The sequence below is a fragment of the Streptococcus pluranimalium genome (assembly GCF_047785705.1).
Lineage (GTDB): Bacteria > Bacillota > Bacilli > Lactobacillales > Streptococcaceae > Streptococcus > Streptococcus pluranimalium_A.
Map to the genome: position 1 here is coordinate 64,318 of NZ_JBLOJV010000001.1, position 21,974 is coordinate 86,291.

Consider the following 21,974-nt stretch of genomic DNA (forward strand, 5'->3'; position numbering starts at 1 on the left):
ATTAAAATACCTCCAAATAATCACTGTGAGACTAGTTAGGCAATCACTCAACCTTGAAAAACTCACAGAAAGGGATCACGCCAGAAAAAATAGCATTAAAAAATGCAGTCATTATTTATTTTATCAAATAATGACTGGAAAACCTACTCATTTCACCTAAACTTCGCTATAATAGTCTTATGTCTCAGATAACTTTAAACCAAGGAGAGCGTATCGATCAGCTCTTTTCTACCGATATCAAAATCATTCAAAACAAGGCTGTTTTCAGCTACTCCATTGATAGCGTCCTCTTGTCTCGTTTCCCCAAGATTCCCGCTAAAGGGCTGATTGTGGATCTCTGTTCGGGAAATGGTGCTGTCGGTCTCTTTGCCAGTACCAGGACCAAAGCGCCTATCACCTTGGTGGAACTCCAGGAACGTTTGGCTGATATGGCAGCACGTTCTATCCAGCTCAATCACCTCGAAAAGCAAGTGAGCATGGTTCAGGATGACCTCAAAAACCTCCTTAATCACGTCCCTCGCTCACAAGTTGACCTTATCCTCTGCAACCCTCCTTATTTCAAAGCCACGGAAACCTCCAAGAAAAACCTCTCCGAGCACCATCTCCTAGCGCGTCATGAAATCACCACCAACTTAGAGGAGATTTGCCAAGTATCCAGACACGCCCTCAAATCCAACGGACACTTAGCCATGGTTCATCGCCCCGACCGTTTTTTGGACATCCTTGATACCCTAAGACGGTCTAACTTGGCGCCAAAGCGTGTTCAGTTTGTCTATCCTAAAATGGGAAAAGAGGCCAACATGCTCCTCATTGAAGCCATCAAAGATGGCTCTACCGATGGTTTGAAAATCTTACCACCACTCTTTGTTCACAAGGACAATGGTGATTATACCGATGATATTTTTGAGATTTATTTTGGAAAAAAGGATCACCATGACTGAAACCAAAGCCTACATGTATGTCCTAGAATGCGCTGATCAGACACTGTACACAGGCTACACGACCAATGTCCAACAGCGTTTAAAAACGCATAATGCAGGAAAAGGCGCTAAATACACCAGAGCCCGTCTGCCAGTCAAACTTCTTTATCAAGAAAGTTTCCCCAGCAAACCAGAAGCCCAAAGTGCCGAAGCCTACTTCAAACAAAAAAGACGCCAACAAAAACTAGACTATATCAAAGACCACAAAAAATAAAAAGATGAGAAAACGCATCCTATCAGGTGTTCAAAACCTTGATAAGATGCGTTTTTCATAAAGTGATTGGTAAGATTGTTTCTCAGATGGAGTCTTTGAACCAATTTCTTCACAATCTTGGATTCGTTATTGATTCTTGTCTGACTTCTAAATTATTTGTCACCTTTGTTGCGAATCACAAATCCTGTTGTTTTTTCGCTGGAGGTGTTTTTGTGTGGTTTTTTATTATCTTGACGACGGTTATCTTTTTTAAACTTGTCATCACGACGTTTGAAGTTACGGCGGTCTCCATCGCGATCACCACGGCGACGATCATTTCGACCATTACGACGGCTGTCATTATCACGACCACCACGGTTACGATCGCGATTGCCACGTCCTCCTTTACCTTTACCACCACCTGATGGCTTAAATGGCAATGGTTTTTCACGCGCAATCTCTACTTCTGGCATGCTATCTGGATCTTGGACGGTCAAATTCAAGATATAAAGTGCTAATTCCTCAGGGGTGAATTCTTGCGCCAATTGAATGGCATCCCCCTTGAATTTTTCAAAGTTTGCACGGATAGCATCATCTGCAAAATCACGTTCGATTTTCTTTAGGGCAACCTTTTTCTTGGCTTGGAAGGCTTCTTCTGCTGTCGCAGGTTTGAGGCCTTTCATTGGTTTTTTAGTCAACTTTTCAATCATTGACAAATAACCCATCTCATTTGGTGAGACAAAGGTAATTGACTCACCAGATTTTCCAGCACGACCAGTCCGTCCAACACGGTGAACATAACTTTCTGGATCTTGAGGGATATCGTAGTTATAAACATGTGTGACACCAGAAATGTCCAAGCCACGTGCCGCAACATCTGTCGCAACTAGAATATCGATTTGGTCATTTTTAAAATCGCGAATCACACGAAGGCGTTTATTTTGATCCAAATCACCATGGATGCCTTCTGCGCGAAAACCACGTAATTTCAACCCACGAGTCAACTCATCAACACGACGTTTGGTACGACCAAAGACGATTGACAGTTCTGGCTGATCAACATCCATCAGACGTGTCATAGTGTCAAATTTATCTTGCTCTTTCACACGAACATAATATTGATCAACGTTGACATTAGTCAACTCTTTGGCTTCAATCTTAACATGCTCAGGCTCTTTCATAAACTTAACACCAATGCGTTTAATGGCATCTGGCATGGTCGCTGAAAAGAGCAAGGTCTGACGATTGTCCGGAACACGGCTAATAATAGACTCAATATCTTCTAAGAATCCCATATTAAGCATTTCATCGGCTTCATCAAGGATTAAGGTTTCAATATGATCCAATTTCAAGGCTTTACGCTTAATCAAGTCAAGCAAACGTCCAGGAGTCCCAACAACAATGTGGGCACCTGATTTTAGGGCTTTAATTTGTTTTTCAATGGATGATCCACCAAAAACAGAACGGACTTTAACCCCTTTATCTCGTCCAAAACGAAATAACTCTTCTTGTGATTGTACTGCCAACTCACGTGTTGGCGCAATAACAAGGGCTTGAATGACATTTCTATCAGTGGCAATTTTATTTAGTGTCGGTAGACCAAAGGCAGCGGTTTTACCCGTACCAGTTTGAGCCTGACCAATCACATCCTTGCCCTCAAGCGCGAGTGGAATGGTTAACTCTTGGATAGGTGACGCTTTTTCAAAGCCAGCAGTCACAATGGCTGACTGAATATCTTCAGTTAAGTTAAATGCTGTAAATTTCAATATAAATCTCTTTTCTAAAAGTGGTGCGAAGCCACTCTATTAGGCTGTTGCAGATAATTGGCTCACTAAAAGCCGGTTCAAATCCTTATAACTGATAAAAATTTGGCCAATGAAAGTTTTTCAACTCTTTTAGCCAACACATCTGCTAGTAATAATGACAACCTATCTAGTGTAACATAATCACTGGTAAATTGATAGAAATACTGTTCATAAAATCATAAATACGTTTTCATTGACATTGCCTGACATCATCATTGCTTCTTGAAAGATTACCTAATAGAAGTCAGTGAGGTCATGTATAGCAAAATCGTGTTAACAGAATGATGGTTAAAGAAATAGCCTTTAACCTCAAAAATGCCGATGACAAAATGACTCGCACCTGAAAAGTTAGACAAAAAGTTTACTTCTAGGGTGCAGTACAAATGCATCGACTTTCTTTGATGTTAAAACTGCCAAGAGCTTGCTGAATCTGATCATTCCATAAAGGAAAAACGACAAAATTGAGTTCGTAAACGAGCTAATAATTTTTTCTATAAAGCGCAGTGGTTGGTAGCAAATCACTCTACGCTTGGCTTGAGTTCTTGGACCAACTGCGCTCCTCTCACATCTTCTCTTCCAATACTACATCTGGGTATTTGTCGGCAAACCAGCGAAGCGCGAAGTCGTTTTCAAAGAGAAATACGGGTTGGTCGTAACGGTCTTTGGCTAGGATATTTCGGCTTGAGCTCATGCGTTCGTCAAGGTCTTCTGGTTTAATCCAGCGTACGGTCTTTTTACCCATTGGTGTCATCACAACTTCTGCGTTGTACTCACCTTCCATACGGTGTTTGAAAACTTCAAATTGCAGTTGACCAACGGCACCCAGCATATACTCACCTGTTTGGTAATTTTTATAAAGCTGAATAGCACCTTCTTGCACCAACTGTTCAATCCCTTTGTGAAAGGATTTTTGTTTCATGACATTTTTTGCGGATACTTTCATGAAAAGCTCTGGCGTAAAGGTTGGTAGTGGTTCAAATTCAAATTTATTCTTACCAACAGTCAGGGTATCCCCCACTTGGTAGGTTCCCGTATCATAAACTCCGATAATATCACCGGCAACAGCATTGTCAACATTCTCACGAGATTCTGCCATAAACTGAGTCACGTTTGAAAGCTTAGCGCCTTTACCAGTACGCGGAAGATTGACACTCATACCACGCTCAAACTCACCTGAAACAATGCGAACAAAGGCAATACGGTCACGATGTCGAGGGTCCATATTGGCTTGGATTTTAAAGACAAATCCCGAAAAATCCTTATCCAGAGGGTCAATCATCTTGTCTTCAGTCGTTTTATGACCATGTGGTTCTGGCGCAAATGCCAAGAAAGTATCAAGAAAAGTCTGCACACCAAAGTTGGTAAGGGCTGACCCAAAGAATACTGGTGTCAGCTCCCCTGCTAAAACAGCCGTTTGAGAGAAGCCATTTCCTGCTTCACTCAAAAGCTCAATATCTTCTTTAGCTTGTTCATAGAAAGGGTTGTTGGCAAAAAGCGTGTCTCCATCAGCGATTTCCGCAAAGCGCTCATCACCTTTGTAGAGTTCTAATCGCTGATTGTGAATATCGTAAAGTCCTTCAAAGGCACGTCCCATACCGATTGGCCAGTTCATCGGATAAGAAGCAATTCCAAGGACTTCTTCTAATTCTTCCAAAAGATCCAATGGCTCACGCCCATCACGGTCCAATTTATTGATAAAGGTAAAGACAGGAATATTGCGGTGTTTGACAACTTCAAAAAGTTTCTTGGTTTGCGCCTCAATCCCCTTAGCAGAGTCAACGACCATAACAGCAGCGTCCACAGCCATAAGGGTACGGTAGGTATCCTCTGAGAAATCCTCGTGACCAGGCGTATCCAAGATATTGACGCGTTTACCAGCGTAGTCAAATTGCATGACTGATGAAGTCACCGAGATCCCACGCTGTTTCTCAATATCCATCCAGTCAGATTTGGCAAAAGTTCCTGTTTTTTTCCCTTTGACGGTACCTGCTTCACGCAGCTCACCACCAAAATAAAGTAATTGTTCCGTAATGGTCGTTTTACCAGCATCCGGGTGAGAGATGATGGCAAAGGTTCTACGACGCTTAATTTCCTCTTGAGTTGACATAATCATTTCCTTTGTGTGTTATTGTGCTGGTCAGCAAGTAACTGCTGCTCTATTTTGTTCTATGTTTCACTTAATCCATACTGGTTCTACATTGGGCTTTATCTGCTTTTTTAGATCAAGAGCTGAACTAGTAGAGCCCTAATCCCTTGTCCAAGCCTTTGTTATTATAGCTAATTCTAAATCATCTGGTCAAGTCCTGCTCTGACTGTATCGACGGCTATCTTTGGCAATAAGCTTTTGAACAATCATTATCAAAACAGCAATGACAAGGGTGACAAGTAGGACATTTACCACACCATTTTTCCCAGCCAGCAAGGGAGTTTCTCTTAAAAAACCATAATTAGCCCCTAGCAGCAGGTCAATCACTCCAATCAAAAGATTCATAACAAAGGTCATTATCAAGACCCTCTGAAAAGAGAGATGGCGCCACTCCTGATGACGGTAAAGATAGGTAAGACTGTTGATTAACAAGGCGACATGCCCAAAAACATAAGAAAGAATGGTCACATGTGGAAACGGATACGGATCAAAAACAGGGTATAAGAGAGCGCAGATGGATCCAGCTGTTCCCAAGTAAGCAAAGTAGGTCTTTAAGCGCCCCTGTGGTAAAAAGAGAATGGCAAGTGTCGCCAGCCGACAATGGTAAAAAGGCAGTGCTTCTGTTAGATCAAAGTGTGCTAAGAGATACCAAGTATAAAGTGCTAGGACTTGAAGGTATTGAAGACCCTTCCAAAAATGCTGGTAAAAAGAGTGATGATAATAAAGGCGAGTCATGGCGATAGCAACCACAACTAAGGCTCCTAAAATCGCATAAACCGTTGGTGTCACGGCAGGTGGATGACTGGACTCACCTGTTAGGATTTGTAAAATAGGTATCATGAGCTTAGTCACCTCCTTCTAAAGTCGTCACAATATCAGCTAACTTCATCGAATTGCTGCCTTTTAATAATATCTGATCATTTTGTTCTAAAACTGCTTGAACCGTACTCAACAAGTGATCAAACTGGTCTTTTGTCGCTGTCTTTTTAAAGTAATAAACATGACCGATAGGATAGATCTGACTGGCTAATTGTGCCAAGGTGGCGATGTCTTGACCGTAGAAAATTAAGGTATCAATCCTATCTGGCGCTAAACTCATGAGCAGCTGATTGTGAAAGGTAACTGACTCAGCTCCTAGCTCCTTCATATCGGCTAAAACCGCTATTTTTTTGCCACCCTCATTAGCTGGAATGCTTGAAAACGTTTCTAGGATTAGCCTCATAGCTGTGGGATTGGCATTGTAAACATCTGACAAAATATCCGCACCATTAGCAGCCTTTTTCCACTCCGTACGATTTTTACTCAATTCAAGGGTTTTAAAGGCCTCATGAATCGCTGACTCAGGTACCATGAGTAGGGTTGCCACATAGGCAGCTATCATGGCGTTAGTGGCATTGTATTTGCCAGTAACCGGGAGATTAATCGGAGCGTCTAAAAAATTCGTCTTAAAGGTGAGCGAATCCTTAAATTCTTGAAGGTCTGTCATGGCAATGGCCTGATTAGGCCCAAAGTGAATCAGCTTCTGCTGGGTCGGGAGATAGGGGGTAAGGATAGGATCTGCTGGAGCAATCACAATACCATCACTATCCATGCCCTCAGTGATCTGCATCTTCCCTTCTGCAATCTTATCACGACTACCAAAAAAGGCCAAATGGGCTTCTGCGATTAAGGTAACCACAGCAATATGAGGCTTGGCAATGGTCGATAAGAGTTTAAGATCCCCAAGGTGATCTTGCCCCATCTCCAAGACCAGTTTTTCAGTCTGGTCTGGCATGTGAAGAATAGTGTAGGGAAGCCCAATCTCATTGTTGTAATTGCCTTGAGTCTTGTAGGTATGGTAGGTCGTTGACAAGAGATGAGCCACCATATCCTTAGTCGTTGTTTTGCCGTTTGAGCCTGTGATGGCAATCACATCAACAGGACGACGTTCAAGATAATAAGCGGCTAAAGCTTGAAAGGCTGCTAGACAGTCATCTAGTAACAGATAAGGATGACCCTCAATGATTTTTTCTGAAAAAGTAGCAAGGGCTCCCTGTTTAAAAGCCATAGCTATAAAATCATGACCATCTCGCTCTCCCTTTAAGGGCAGAAAAAGATCGCCTGGACCTACCTTGCGTGAATCAAACTCAACGTGATTGAGAGCAAAATCTTCCCATTCAGTGATATCATTTTTAGCACCAACAACCTTGGCGACTTCATGTAATCGTAATCTCATCAACGACACCTTCTTTTTGTTCAATAGTATTTCCATTATATCACAACTCTTAAAGAAGCGGGTTTTAGGGAAAACTACGACTTGCTATTTTTGGAACTTATGATATAATATAAAAGGTTGGTCATACCAATCAACAGAGTAAATGATTTGCGTCAAGTGTATGTGAATGGGATGTTGTCACATAACGAAACGATTCGTGCGATAAATCATTGCATCCGCTGTTAGCTATTTTCACTCTGATGGAGTGAAGTCGTCTTAACAGCTCCACTATCTTTTTTTAAGGAGCTTTATCATGAAACATTTGTTAACTTTTCCAAAGTTAAGTCCTCGTCGCTTAGCCACTATCGGCATTTTGCTAGCCCTTAGCTACTTGGTGGGACGTTTTTCCATCACTATTATTCCCAAGCAGCTGGTGCTTAGCTTTACGTTCATTTTAGAAACCATTATTGGGTCAATCACTGGGCCTCTTCTTGGCTTTTTCACCTTAGGTTTTTTTGATATTATAGATACCCTCTTTTCTGAAAAGGCTGGCATGTTTTTAATTGGTTGGACCTTTATGGAAGCTATCATGGGATTCTTCTACGGTCTTTTCTTTTATGGCAGATCCTTTTCTTGGGCATCCAAAAAAGACTGGCTCTATGTAACCATAGCCGTTACAACCCTTAGCATCTTAGGAAGTTTCGTCATGACCCCGTGGCTGATTCAGCACTACTATCACGTTCCTATCATGGCACAATTCGTCGCAGGACGTTGGATCAAATTATTTGAAATTCCAATCCGTATCTTAGTGACTATGGCAATCTTACCACAGCTTAATCGCCTGCCAGAGTATCGAAAACTACTCCATCCGAATCATTAATAAACGAATTATGTTATATAAAAAATCAGCGCCTCATCCTACGCTGATTTTTTTGATGGGTGACATCTCGTTTGGATGGATAAAGAGGACCAGTACGATAGTCAAATGAATTAACTTTCAGACAAGGAGCTGAGACGCAGACAGCACAAACCGTTTACTAAACTGCTTGAGGCTGGAGATAAGACAAGCAGAACGTGTCTCATAAGAGTACTTCAAGTTGAAAGCTCAAAGCCTCATGATGAGGTTTTGAGGTCTGAACCTAAAAACCCAAAAAGCGAAGCGTATCACAGTTAATTCAAAAGACTATAATAGCAGAAGACTTCATTAGAAATATCTAAGACTGATAAAAAAATACTGACAAAGGAATAACTAGCATTCCTCAAGAGATAGCTGGCAAGTAGCTTCTACTAGCTAAACCAAGTGACTTTCTCGCTTGTCATACATTTCTTGTGCTAGTCTGACTAACTCCTCAATCAAATCAGCGTAAGCCAGGCCCATATTTTCCCATAACAAAGGGTACATGGACCACTGGGTAAAGCCAGGCATCGTGTTTAACTCATTTAAGAAAATATCTCCCGACTCTGTATAGAAAAAGTCGCAACGAGATAAACCGCAACCCCCAAGTGTCTTAAAAGCTGTCTCGGCATAGCGACGCATCTGAGACATGACATCCGCTGGAATGGCTGCTGGAATGGACATCGTAATCTTATTGTCAATGTACTTGGCCTTGTAGTCATAAAAGGCAACATCCTTGATTACCTCACCAGCTTCAGTCGTTTTGACCTCGGTGTTACCTAAAAGACCCACCTCAATCTCACGCGCCGTGACCCCTTGTTCTAATAGGATGCGACTATCAAAGGTCAAAGCCTCAGCGATAGCAGCCCTTAGTTCTGACTCATTCTCAGCTTTTGAAATCCCGACTGAAGAGCCCATATTAGCTGGCTTGACAAAGATGGGAAAGTCTAGGGTCTCCATGGTCTTCACCAGAAAAGCCTCCAGATCATTACCCTCAATATAGACAGTATAAGCAACCTGTGGAATACCTACCGATTCGAGGACTTGTTTGGTAGTGATTTTATCCATGGCAAGACTTGACGATAAGACATTGGTACCGACATAAGGCATCCCCAAAACCTCTAAAAAGCCTTGCATAGAGCCATCTTCTCCCATTGGTCCGTGAAGAACAGGAAAGACAACGGCATCTTCTTGATAAATATCTGACGGTTTGATTTGTTGATCCAAAGAAATGGTCTGATTGGTCATGAGTTCTTCATTGTCATCAGGCTGACAACTAAATTCTTGGGTCTTAATAAAAGCACCTTTTTGAGAAATAAAATAGGTCTTAACCTGAAATTTCTCATAGTTGATTGCGCGCATAATACTCTGGGCAGATAATACAGAAACCTCACGTTCGGCAGAACGCCCCCCATAAAGCAATATTAATGTTTGTTTAGTCATAATAGTCCTTTCTTATCCTTGTTGACTTGTCATCGTCTTTTTTTACAATTCTGTACGATTTTCAATCGCCCTTAAAAGGGTTAACTCATCCGCGTATTCAATATCTGAACCGACTGCCAAACCACGGGCTAGGCGGGTCACCTTGATGCCCGCTGGTTTTAAAATCCGTGAAATATACATAGAGGTTGCCTCACCATCTGCTGTCGCACTGGTCGCAATAATCACTTCAGTGATATCACCATCCATAAGTCTAGTGATCAGCGTTTTAAGGTTGATGTCATCAGGACTAATCCCATTCATGGGAGAAATCAAGCCATGCAAGACATGATAAAGCCCACGGTATTCTTGAATTTTCTCCATCGCTGACACGTCTTTTGAAGCCTCAACAATCAAGAGAACAGAACGATCCCTAGTCTCATCGCTACAAATCTGACAAGGATCATCATCCGTAAGATTGCCACAGATAGAGCAGTAGGTTAGCTCACGTTTGGCTGCTAAGAGATTTTTAGCAAAGGCATTGACATCTTCATCAGACATACCAATCGTATAAAAGGCTAAACGAGTAGCCGTTTTGATGCCAATGCCTGGTAATTTGGAAAAACTATCAATCAATTTTGCAATGGGTGTGGGATATAACACAGACATCTCCTTTTTTAAGAATGATCGACAAAGCTTGAGACATAAAGATCAATGATATCACGAGCAATGTACTGATGAATTTTTGAGAGGTAATTAGAGGCATTCGGATACATGATGCCCACAGCGATCTGATTATCCTGATCATAAGCAACCAAGTTAAGGTTTACTGTATTAACCGTTTGACCATTGAGGGTTTTAGCGAAGGTTTCGGCAGTTCCTGTCTTACCACTGATAACAGTGTGCCTCCCTCTCATATCAGCTCCCGTTGCTAGACTACTGTTGCTATTGACAACGTCGTAAAAACCTTGACGAATAATTCCCATTTGCTCTGGTGTGATGGCGACTTGATTTAAGGATTTGGCTTCAGTCGCTGCTAGCAAATCACCGAGTGCTCCATCTGCTGTCTCACCATAAATCCCTTGAACAAGATGAGCTGCCATGCGATTGCCACTGTTAGAAACAGTCGCTGCGTACTGGGCAAGCTGTAAGGTGCTATAATTATCAAATTGCCCAAACGCCTGTGTCAAAGTGTTGGAAACCGTAAACTGCTTAGGCATAAAGCCTTCTGAAATATTTGGAAGATCAATACCTGTCGACGTCCCCATGCCATACTCCGCAGCAGCTTTTCGGAGTTTTTCCATGGCCTCTTGATAACCAGATGCGGTCAAAGGCATATTAGGGCTATAGTGTTGCCCCATGAGCCTAAGGGCTAATTGTACCATATAAGTATTGGAAGAATACTCCAAGGCCTGTCTAGCTGTTATAGGAAGAGCCCCGTTGGTAAACCAAGAATTAATGCTGGTATGATCGCCTGCAAAAACAATGGGCATGTCCGTGAGCGTCTCATTGCCTGTCAAGACACCATTTTGCCAGCCAGCTGTTAAGGTAGCCCCCTTGACCACAGATCCTGGCGTAAAGACATTGGTCATCGTGCCTAGGACATCAGCTTCTAGCTGACCACTACTTTTGTCATGCGATAAGCCAGCCATTGATAAAATAGCCCCTGTTTGAGGATTGATAGCAACGGCATAGATACCATCAGAATAAGCAGCATGACCCAAGGCGATGTCAGACTCATAATAACGACGCAAAATAGCCTCAACCCCTGCTTGAAAATCCAAATCAATAGTCAGTTTGAGATGATCACCCTTGCTTCCTTTTGAAGTCAGTTGTTCATCAATCACCTTACCATTTTTATCAACGGTAATGGTCTTGGATTGGTGTTTGCCCTGTAAGACAGACTCGTATTGTTTTTCAAGGTAGGAGATACCGACACGATCGTTGAGAGCATAGCCTTTTTTGAGATAATCAGCCGCCTCTTCTTGAGGTAAACCAGTCTTTTCACTCGAGATACGCCCTAACAAGGGAGATAAACTACTTGTGGACTCTTCTCGATCCCAACCGTCTACAACCCTTAGACCAGTCAGCTCAGAAGCTCTTTCAGCTATTATTGCCACGTGATCATCCGTTAATTCTCCAACCGCTAAGCGCGTGGTATCAAAGGCAGCTGTTGCATTCATTTGCTTAAAAATCGCAACCTTTTTCAAGGTCTCTTGGTCAAAAGAAATAGCTCGATCTGGGACTGCTGCCACTGCGTTTTGATAGATTTGCCAAGATGACAAGCTATTGTTAAACTTATCATACTTTTGCTCATGGGGAAGGTTGGCAACAACCTGATCAAGATTAGCCTTGCTTGCTAAATAGTAATCAATCTTATCTCTTTTGGAAACCTTGGTGTCCTCTAAGGTGACCACTTGTGCTAAAGTCTGGACAATAGCCCTCATCCTCTCAGCAGTCATGGTATTGCTACGAGTGAAGGTGAGGATTTTTTTCTGAGTATTTTTCGCTAGAAGTTTCCCCTTAGCATCATAGATTTGTCCACGCTCTGTTGATTGTGCAATGGTGTAAACCGTTTTAGCCCTTATTTTTTGGAGGTAAAAATCAGCATTAAGCAACTGCATATAAGCAAGACGAGCCACTAAAATCGTAAAAAGGATAACAACCGTCAAAAAAATCACATAAAGCCTTCTGGCAAGTAAAGGCAGAGCCAAATAATTATCTTTTAAACGGTATAACCAATCGTTCACACTTTTTCTCCATAGCTAATAGATACTTGTTATTTTATCATAAAAATCATTAAACATAAGCAACTCAAGCACTCTAAATCAAAAGATTTTAGACAACACTTAAAAAGAGACTTGAACAAGGTCCTAGTCTCTTTGAGCTGTTACTCACCACCAAGGTAGTATTCTGCAGTGACTGTTAAGGCATCGTCAAATTCAAAGACAAGTGGTGGGAAGTTAGGAATCTCAACATCCATGATGTCCTCGTCGTTTAATTGCTTGATGTGCTTGACAAGGGCACGAATAGAGTTACCATGTGCACCAATAAAGACGTTTTTACCTTCTTTAAGAGCTGGTGCAATTTTGTCTTCCCAGTATGGAAGAGCACGTTCCAGCGTTACTTTTAAGTTTTCAGCATCTGGAATAACAGCATCATCAAGAAGGGCATAACGACGGTCAGTATGTGCTGAATGCTCATCATCTTTTGCCATTTCTGGAGGCAAGACATCGTATGAACGACGCCAAATATGAACTTGATCATCACCAAACTGCTCAGCTGCTTCTGCCTTGTTTTTACCAGTCAAGCCACCATAATGACGTTCATTCAAACGCCATGATTTTTCAGTTGGTACCCACAGTTGATCCGCTGCCTCAAGCGCCAAGTTGGTCGTTTTGATAGCACGCTTCAATACTGATGTGAAAGCAAGATCAAATTCAATACCAGCTTCTTTGATCAATTTACCAGCGTCAATCGCTTGTTGTGTTCCTTTTTCTGAAAGATCGACGTCAGCCCAACCTGTGAAAAGGTTAGCTTTGTTCCATTCTGACTCACCGTGGCGAGCAAATACTAATTTTACCATTAGAACTCCTTTAATGATTACGGATTAAGACATAGCCCTAATCACTTATTTTGGCTACTGCCAATTACTCCTCTATTTTACCCAAAAAAATCCTAAAAAGCTAGTAGAACCAAACCTTTCTCAATGATAACGTTTCCTTTTTTTTATATCTTACGACTCCATAAGCCAATCCCATGCCCTATCTAAAAAACCAGTCCCAACAGGAACTGGTTTTAGAGTCAAACTGAATCTACAAGTCATCAGTAACTTAGCTTTGACGGCGTTTGAGAGAAATGAACATAAAGGTAAGACCTGTCAGAGTAAGACCCCCGACTGCCAATAAGTGTCTATTGCTAGCACCTGTTTTAGGTAACATCGCTTGGTAAGTAGGCATTACCAATGCTTGATTAGGCTTGCTAAACGTTCCATTTCTCCAAGTCAAAGGCGTCCCTTGACTGTTTTTGGATGACAGTAAGGCTGACTCTCCTTGATTAGAACCACCAGCGGCAGCGCTTCCTCCTTTGAGAAGAGACTTTTCGTCATGTTGTTTTAAAGCCATTTCTTTTTTAAAAGCATCCTTTACAGCTAGAGTCGGTTTAACCGCCGCTTGCGACTGGTCTGCCGAAGACGACTGAAAGCTTATTGCCTCAGCAGTGCCCTTTGTCACTTTCTTTGGCCTTATAAAACTTAAAGTAACAGCCTTGCCCTTATAATCAGCTGACACATAAGTTAAGCCTTCTGATAGTTTTACTTCGATAAGAGCAGAGAGATGCTCCAAGAAAACAGCATGGGTCATCAGATCAAAAGTTGATATTTGAGCCAATTGTCCATCTATCAGGATTGTAATCTCATAGTTTTCTACTGGTGGGTTGACGGGAGAAACAACATTGGCGTCACCTGACGACTGGTCATCCATAGGATGATGGAAGAAGAGATGAACCGTGTTGTCTTCGTTGATTGCTGAGTCATAAACAAGACCTTCGGACAATTTAGCTTCGATAAGGGCAGAGAGATGCTCCAAAAAGACAGCATAAACCACATCATCAAGTGTTGATACTTGAACCTCTTTACCATCAACCGAAACAACTATCGTGTAGCTTTCTGCGACATCCTTAGACGGTTGAGGTATAGTCGGTACAGTTGGAGAAGGAATTGGTGCCAAGGTTAGCGCCTTACTAGCGATAATACGCTTAGGAGCTAGACCTTGATCAGTAACCACAGTGGTTACTTGCTCTGATAAAGCACCTGTTTGCTCATCAACACTGTAATGCGTGCGCGTTTCGGTCACCTTTGGTCGACCTGGAATAACCTGATCTGGGCTACCAGCAAGGGTATTAGCATCATACTCCACAACCTCAGAAAGCATTTCCTCTTGACGGACAAGTTTAGGCTTAGTACCGACAACAATCTCTTTAGCAACTGCTGGCTTAGTGCTTAGAGCAGTCGTTTGATCAACCACTGCCTTAGCGCCATCAAGGCGGTAAGTGGTTTGAGTCGTGGTGATGGCTGGACTTCCCTCAATGCGAGTCACTTGTTTATTGGTTTCAATATTATCATCAGCAACATAGCGAATAGGAATATCTGTCCCCACAATCTCTTGAATAAGAGGCTTAGTGCCGACACTGATTACCTCTGGAACGGCTGCTTCAACAGTTACACGCTCATCCGCAACCACGGCTTGACCTTTATCATCCAAGCGATAAGTGGTTGTGGTGATAGTTTTTTCGGCTTTACCAGGGCTGATAACCGTGTGGACGTTAACAGTTTTCTCATCATCGGCTGTGTAGCGTTTAGGGATAACAGTGCCAACTTTCTCTGTAACCTTAGGCTTAGTACCGACAACAATCTCTTTAGCAACTGCTGGCTTGGTGCTTAGAGTAGTCGTTTGATTAACCACTGCCTTAGCGCCATCAAGGCGGTAAGTGGTTTGAGTCGTGGTGATGGCTGGACTTCCCTCAATGCGAGTCACTTGTTTGTTAGTTTCAATATTATCATCAGCAACATAGCGAATAGGAATATCTGTCCCCACAATCTCTTGAATAAGAGGCTTAGTGCCGACACTGATTACCTCTGGAACGGCTGCTTCAACAGTTACACGCTCGTTCGCAACCACGGCTTGACCCTTATCATCCAAGCGATAAGTGGTTGTGGTGATGGTTTTTTCTGCTTTACCAGGGCTGATAACCGTGTGGACGTTAACAGTTTTCTCATCATCGGCTGTGTAGCGTTTAGGGATAACAGTGCCAACTTTCTCTGTAACCTTAGGCTTAGTACCGACAACAATCTCTTTAGCAACTGCTGGCTTGGTGCTTAGAGTAGTCGTTTGATTAACCACTGCCTTAGCGCCATCAAGGCGGTAAGTGGTTTGAGTCGTGGTGATGGCTGGACTTCCCTCAATGCGAGTCACTTGTTTGTTGGTTTCAATATTATCATCAGCAATATAGCGAACAGGAATATCTGTTCCCACCAGTTCTTGAATGAGAGGCTTAGTACCGACTTGAATCACTGTATCAGTAGGATTTTCGACCAATCGACCAGTGAAGGCAGAGACTTTACCAGATTGACCTAAAGTAGTGACAGGCTGGCTAGCAAAGGCGAGTTGGTCATTTGCCTCATAGCGAACAGATGGCTCTACGATAGTATAGGCCTTGTATTCCCATGTACCGGTGAAGGTCAACGGTCCTGAAACCACTTGTTCATTTGCTGGGGTCCAGCCCTTAAATTGCCACTCACCTGTCGCATCTTTACTTTCAATTACTGCATTAGTGTAGAGATTTGGTACTGAGATAGTTTCATTTTCAGCCACTGTTTTCCCACTAGGTAGGGGAGCTTTTGGGACATCAAAATTAGTTTCTTGGCCATTTTCAAAACGATAGCGATACGAAATCTGATAATTTTTAGGTTGTCTAATCGGTGTTATTGGATTGATAACCATGGCTTTAGTACCAACAATACGCTCAGGGGCAAGACCAGCATCTACGATAACTTCCTCAACCTTTTCAACTACTTTACCAGTATCCTTATTGAGAGTATAAGTCTTACGGATTTCAGTTAGTTTTGGTCGACCAGGTGTTACTTTATCAGGTGTTCCTGCTAAAACATTTGAATCCTCAACCACTTTTTCTGCTAAATCTTGACTTATTTGAGTGGTAACAGGTTTAGTACCGACAGTCACAATTCGAGGAGAACCCTCATAAACAACGGTTTGTTTGTTAAATTCATCAAGAACGGCTATCCCATCAACTAATTTATAAGGCGTTGTCACCTTAGTTCTGGTCTGGCTACCCACATCAGTAATGACCATGCGACCTGCAGGATCTTGCTCATTTGCCACAAATGTCAGTCGAATTTTTGATATTTCCTCGGTCACAAGTGGTTTAGTACCAACTGATATCGTCGTTGGAGTAGCTGCGTCTGTGGTCTCTGTGATTTTAGGAACAGCTTTGTCACCCACAATGTCAAAAGTAGTTCGGATGGTCGTTTTTTCTGGATGACCTGGGCTAACTTCTGTTTTGACATTAGCCTCTTTAGCATCATCTCTGACATAAGTAACAGGAATCGTAGTTGCTACTTTAACCTCAACCTTTGGCTTAGTACCTATTGATACCACTTTAGGAGTAGCCGGTTCTGTGGTTTCTATGATTTTGGGAACAGCTTGGTCGCCCACAATCTCAAAAGTAGTTCGGATGGTCGTTTTTTCTGGACGACCTGGGCTAATTTCTGTTTTGACATTGGCTTCTTTAGCATCATCTCTGACATAAGTAACAGGAATTGTAGCTGCTTCTTTAACCTCAACTTTCGGCTTAGTACCAACGGTAACAAGCTGACGCGTTGGTGGAACAACTACCTTATCCGTAATCCCTGATTGTTTTCCAAGAATACCAGGAATCTTAATAACATTGTCAGTACCTGCTTCACGATCCTGGTCCGCCTCGTAGGTAATCGGAAAATCAACAGGCTTGTAAGGCACAAACTCCCAAGTTCCAGTGAAGGTCAACGGTCCTGATACCAATTGTTCTCCTGGTGGATTCCACCCCTTGAATTGCCACTCACCACTCTGGTCTTGACTGGCTCTAACTTGATTGTCAAATGTAGTCGGCGGTGAAACTTTTTCTCCATCTAATACTAATTGATCAGCTGGTTTAACAATATTCTCTGCTCTGAATCGTTCTTCAGTTGCTCCTCTTATCGCAAATTCGTAAGTGATTTGTCGACTCTCCTTTGGAGCGACAAGGTCTTGTGGCTCCCAGAGGCCAAAGAAAACGTAGGTTTTATCATTATGATCTTTTTTTAATAACCACTTTTTAAAGACCCATTTTTTATTATTGCTGACGACCGTTTCTGTAATCAAGGCTGGGGTTTTAGGCTCTGTCAGACTAATGTCTCCATCGTTTTCAGGAAGGAGATGTCTAAAATCATCCGCCCTAAATAAAGCGTTATTTTTAGCTTCAGATGCCTTAAACTCATGGTAAATATGGTAAGGTTCAAGGTATCTATAATCATTTTGAGGTGTTTTCTCTAAGATCTCATCTAATTGTTTGGCAAGCACTCTAGCGTCGCCTGATTCAGCATAAACATAAATCTTCTTATCCTGATACCTACCTGTTTGAGAAATGACTTCAATCGTAGGATTTTCAAGCAAAGTCGATACTGTCAACGTCCGCGCTTCATCAAAACTTAGCGTTCCTGGACCTGTTAACTTAGAAAAAGTAAGGGTATTATCTTGAGCCCTCAATATAGCGTCATTATGTAAAGAAACATGTCCCCTAATGGTAGCATTTGGTGCTAGACTAACAGCTGCTTTTGGAAGCAGAGTGACATCTGTAACGTTTTCAAGCGTCAGATTGGCAGGTTTGCCACTAAAGATAAGATTAAGCTCACCACTAATAGCCTTAAAGCGATTTGTCTGATTCGTTGCATAAGTGATGGTTGCTTTATCGTTTGTTTCAACACCTTGACTTAGTTTTGCACTATCACTAATCGTCGCAGTGCTAGATCCTGAAGTGACTAATTTCTCAAATTCACCACCCTTGATAGTCGCATTGGCAGCATTTAGGACTACTGTCGGCTTGCTACCTGTGCCATTAGGGTTATGGGTACGAATATCTTGATCAATCATGACATCGGCATTAAAGGTCAAAGGTACAGATTGCCCACCATTCCCCACTGAAAAAATCTGCAAGTTTCCTGTTAATGTGACTGGTTTATTGAAAGTCAAGGATTCATTGAGGTTCAAGCTACTGCTTGTTTGCGAATCAATCGTTAAAGCTTTATTAACGGTCAACGAACCAACATTACGGCTACTATAATCACCAACTAGGCGAATAGTTCCACCATCTCTTACTTTTAAAATAGCATCATTTAAATTATTAAGGGGCTGGTCAGGTGTTTCGCCATTGCCATTTCCTGTTCCAGAGACATAAATGATGTTATAAGATGTTGGTGTTTTATCTGTAACTTTCCAAACTCCTGTATAAGTTATGATCGTTTCAGAAGGATTTGTCGTATTTTCTTGTGGCGCTTCCCACTCTAAAAAGCTATAGACTTTATTTCCTAACATAATAGTTGTGTCTGGATTTGCTGGTGCTTCTGAGCGAACAGATTGCTGCTCTTTATCCTCAGGTCTGTTTAATGCTAAGGCATCCAATGGTCGACGCTGTTCATCGACAAATACGTAACGGGTTGTATAAGTACGTTTAAATAAGTTTTGTTTAGTTGGATCACTATTCATCGTGTCCGACTCTTCCACAATTCTTGATAAAAGAGTTAGTTTTAAGTTACGAACGTTATTAATCTGTCTTGTTTTAAAGGCATCAATTTGTTCAGGTGTCCAATCTCTCGGGAAACCAGTTGCAGTTACAGCTTTTAAATCCTTTAGAATAGCGTCTTCAATTGCTTTATCCGTATAGATTGTTTTTAACTCTTCTGGCACATTTTGAAGCTCCAGCTTAAGTAGTTCTTCGTATTGTTTGACTTTTGTCTCAATAGGAGTAGCTTGCGTTTGTCCTGCTAATACATCCGTCTTGGCATCAAATGTCCTTTTTAAATCAGCATAAAAGGCTTGGTCACTATTGAATCGGTCACTCAAATAGGCAATCATCGCTTCATAACCTTGGTATCCTAAAATTTCATGCGCATTACGCTTGAAGGATAAATCCCCAACAGTATTTTTATCTGCTGGTGCGTAGTTTGAGCCGTAGAAGCTATCTAAGAGTGACAAAAAGTTATAACTATTTGTGCTTACTTCACCAAAACGATTTGCTCCAGATTGAATGAATCCAGCAGATACATAGCTATCAGTTACTAGGTCAGTAATTGTTTGTGGTGCTTTTGTACTTGGAACAAACTTATCATTGGTTGACGTAGTAGTTGCCGCATCCGCACCATTAGCAGGCGATTGGCGACGTGCTACTTGCTCTACTTGATTAAAATATTGTTTTTTCTGATCATCATTCAAAATCTTCAGAGCTACTTGTGCTTCTTTGGCTTCCATCCACATGATGAGTTTCATCAATTTGTGTTGATAATCTGCCAATTTTTGCGGGGTATTCAAGGCCTCTGATGGTTGAATTTGTTTGATATTAGCATCATTTTTTCCATTTGTGGGAATGATAGTTGTGTTTAGGTTAAAGACAGGATCAACATTCCCTGAAGCACTTGTTTGCGTATTATCACGCGCTTCAAATAAACCTCTAGCATATAGTTCCGGTCCCTGGCCTTCTCGACGACCACCTTTACCATATGGTTTATCGAATAGAACTTCTTGGTCATTGGCATGGGTCATCTCGTGAGAATAAAGCCCTGGGCCTCTACTACTACCATCTAACAAAGGAATCGTAAAAGAGTTGAAAAGATTCTGACTGGCTTTCTCACCCTCAATAAAAGACCTAACATCGTAAGAAGGGCTATCAAATTTCAAAGGAGCAATCAAGTTACGAACCGTGTCATTAGTAGCCAAACTTTGCCAAACACGCTGATCTTGACCATTGACAGGTTCTCTTGTCATCAAGCTATCTCTAGCGATTAAAGGAGCTGCTGTTTTTAAGCTCTTATCTGTACCATAACGACTAGCCTCGCGAAGGAAAGTATTGTAGTTTTCAAACTGATTGAGGTTTTGAACCATCTTAGGGAGGTCAGGTTGAGCACCCGTAGAAAGGCGTGGTAGAACATCTGGATAAACGGCCTTAATCCCTAACGTCACAGTATCACGTGTTGACCCAACAACAGCACCTTCTCCTTGAGACAAGACAGGAATCAAGAGATTTAAACGATGCAGAAGGTCTGCTGTATTTCTTGGTTCTTGTTTAGATAAATCAGACTCTGGCATCAAAGCTTTTGAACGATTTTGAACATAATTATCTAAAGACATTTGACCTGCTAATTTTTCAACCAGTTCAAGTGTACTGTTCCCACCAATGACAGGTTGAATTTGGGTTCTGAAAAAATCTTGATATCTCAGTAAGAGCCCCGCATAGTCGCCTTTTGCTTTCAGGAGATAGGTTTGTTCATAGTTACCAATACGCTTAATATTGTCAAAAGCACTAACTTTGGGTATTGTCGTATCAAGCATCATAGATCTATCTTGATTGACAATCTTACTAGGTAAGTTCTCTTCAAAGTTGTACTGCATATTGAGCAAATACATCCCTTGTAAAACAGGACGCTTAGAACTCCAAATCGCATCAAGATTTTGTCCGACCATTACTGACTTCACTAAATCAACCATCATGTCAGGATTTTGGATAACATAACCATCAACAGTGATATCAGAAGTAAGCGTTCGGTTATACTCCGCAACTAGACGTTCGTTCACAGTCTTGATTAAATCCTTTGGAGGCACGCCTTCTTTTCCTACCGTTCTAATCATTTCAAGATATTTAGGGCTGCCTAATTTAAAATTAGGATCTCTTGAAATTTCTTTATAATCCGTAACAGCTTTTATACCCGGCAAGACATTCTCAATAAAGTGATCCTGAAATTCGGTCACTAAAGCATTTGAAATGCGATCTTTTTCATCTGGCGATAAACTATCATAGGTTGTTTTGTTTTGTTGCTTTAGCTCATCTAAGACCGTCTGATAACGCTCCTTACGATTAGCAAGGGCTCTTACCTGTCGCTTAGGTGACTTGGCCGTCTCAGCCATATCGTCTACTAGAGCTATCTCGCCATCTTTCTCAGAAACGTCTTTAGTAACAGCACCCTCCAAACTTTCTTCGTTTCGAACGTCCCTAGTACGACGGAGACGTGGTTTGTCGTCGATCCTTGTGGTTTCATTGAGGGCATTATTTGACGGTTCAGATACTGGCTTGGGCGCTTCTGCTAGTTCTCTAGCCTCTCCTGACACCACTAGGGCTGGGCTTGCTGACTCCTCTACTGATGCTTTTAGCTTAAAGGTAGCATTTTCTGGATTCTCTGAGATAACAGAGTCCGCCATGTTGGTTGCATAAGATTTAGCCTCAGCAGATTCTGTTGGTAAGGCCTGATTCCTGACAACTACTGCAGTCACCTCAGGTATTTGAGGACTTTCGTTTGCCAAATCAGCCACACCTTTTGCATGTTCTTGATTGGACAAGGGCTTCTCTGCAATCCCATCGGCTTGAACTGTTTGAGTTGACCAGGCAAAACCAATACAGACGGAGACAACTCCGACGGATAACTTTTTAATTGAAAATTTCTGTTTACGTTCCATGATAACTCCATATCGTTATTTTTGATTGCTATTTCTATTATAGCCTAATTAAAGGACTTACGCCATTATCAGCTTTCTTTTTTGGATA

General features: G+C 41.8%; 12 protein-coding genes and 1 riboswitch. Of the genes, 3 read left to right on the forward strand and 9 right to left on the reverse strand.

What is annotated here, in order from left to right; translation table 11 throughout:
• Nucleotides 1-179 precede the first annotated feature (179 nt).
• Together ACMZ6Z_RS00325 and ACMZ6Z_RS00330 are read left to right on the forward strand one after the other, a co-directional pair.
• A complete protein-coding gene (locus tag ACMZ6Z_RS00325; protein WP_416130671.1) occupies nt 180-941 on the forward strand; it encodes a tRNA1(Val) (adenine(37)-N6)-methyltransferase in 762 nt (253 codons plus the stop codon).
• Nucleotides 934-1,194: a GIY-YIG nuclease family protein gene (locus tag ACMZ6Z_RS00330; RefSeq protein WP_416130672.1), complete on the forward strand. Its 261-nt coding sequence runs from the start codon at nt 934-936 to the stop codon at nt 1,192-1,194. The genes ACMZ6Z_RS00325 and ACMZ6Z_RS00330 overlap by 8 nt, the downstream gene beginning before the upstream one ends.
• Nucleotides 1,195-1,346: 152 nt before the next feature.
• On the opposite strand, the gene ACMZ6Z_RS00335 is transcribed toward ACMZ6Z_RS00330, so the two are convergent.
• From ACMZ6Z_RS00335 to ACMZ6Z_RS00350, 4 genes are all read right to left on the reverse strand, one after another.
• Nucleotides 1,347-2,939: a DEAD/DEAH box helicase gene (locus ACMZ6Z_RS00335; protein ID WP_416130673.1), complete on the reverse strand. Its 1,593-nt coding sequence runs from the start codon at nt 2,937-2,939 to the stop codon at nt 1,347-1,349.
• A gap of 601 nt (nt 2,940-3,540) precedes the next feature.
• Complete coding sequence (locus ACMZ6Z_RS00340; RefSeq protein WP_416130674.1) at nt 3,541-5,085, reverse strand: peptide chain release factor 3; 1,545 nt, start codon at nt 5,083-5,085, stop codon at nt 3,541-3,543.
• 189 nt (nt 5,086-5,274) lie between these two features.
• Entirely contained in the window at nt 5,275-5,964 is a 690-nt protein-coding gene (locus ACMZ6Z_RS00345) for a TIGR02206 family membrane protein (RefSeq protein ID WP_416130675.1), read from the reverse strand.
• Nucleotides 5,965-5,968: 4 nt separating this feature from the next.
• Entirely contained in the window at nt 5,969-7,339 is a 1,371-nt protein-coding gene (locus ACMZ6Z_RS00350) for a UDP-N-acetylmuramoyl-tripeptide--D-alanyl-D-alanine ligase (protein ID WP_416130676.1), read from the reverse strand.
• Nucleotides 7,340-7,471: 132 nt separating this feature from the next.
• Nucleotides 7,472-7,562, forward strand: a riboswitch (THF riboswitch).
• Nucleotides 7,563-7,631: 69 nt separating this feature from the next.
• On the opposite strand from ACMZ6Z_RS00350, the gene ACMZ6Z_RS00355 reads away from it, so the two are divergent.
• Nucleotides 7,632-8,198, forward strand: coding sequence for a folate family ECF transporter S component (locus ACMZ6Z_RS00355; RefSeq protein WP_416130677.1), 567 nt, complete (start codon nt 7,632-7,634; stop codon nt 8,196-8,198).
• 411 nt (nt 8,199-8,609) lie between these two features.
• On the opposite strand, the gene ACMZ6Z_RS00360 is transcribed toward ACMZ6Z_RS00355, so the two are convergent.
• The 5 genes from ACMZ6Z_RS00360 to ACMZ6Z_RS00380 form a co-directional block, all read right to left on the reverse strand.
• Nucleotides 8,610-9,656 (reverse strand): D-alanine--D-alanine ligase, encoded by a 1,047-nt coding sequence (locus tag ACMZ6Z_RS00360; protein WP_416130678.1) that lies wholly within the window; start codon nt 9,654-9,656, stop codon nt 8,610-8,612.
• A 42-nt stretch (nt 9,657-9,698) separates the two neighbouring features.
• Complete coding sequence (gene recR, locus ACMZ6Z_RS00365; RefSeq protein ID WP_416130679.1) at nt 9,699-10,295, reverse strand: recombination mediator RecR; 597 nt, start codon at nt 10,293-10,295, stop codon at nt 9,699-9,701.
• Nucleotides 10,296-10,309: 14 nt separating this feature from the next.
• Entirely contained in the window at nt 10,310-12,382 is a 2,073-nt protein-coding gene (gene pbp2b / locus ACMZ6Z_RS00370) for a penicillin-binding protein PBP2B (protein WP_416130680.1), read from the reverse strand.
• Nucleotides 12,383-12,522: 140 nt separating this feature from the next.
• A complete protein-coding gene (locus ACMZ6Z_RS00375) occupies nt 12,523-13,218 on the reverse strand; it encodes a phosphoglycerate mutase (protein WP_416130681.1) in 696 nt (231 codons plus the stop codon).
• A 247-nt stretch (nt 13,219-13,465) separates the two neighbouring features.
• On the reverse strand, nt 13,466-21,886 hold the full coding sequence (locus ACMZ6Z_RS00380) for a ZmpA/ZmpB/ZmpC family metallo-endopeptidase (RefSeq protein ID WP_416130682.1): 8,421 nt from the start codon (nt 21,884-21,886) through the stop codon (nt 13,466-13,468).
• Between the last annotated feature and the right edge of the window lie 88 nt (nt 21,887-21,974).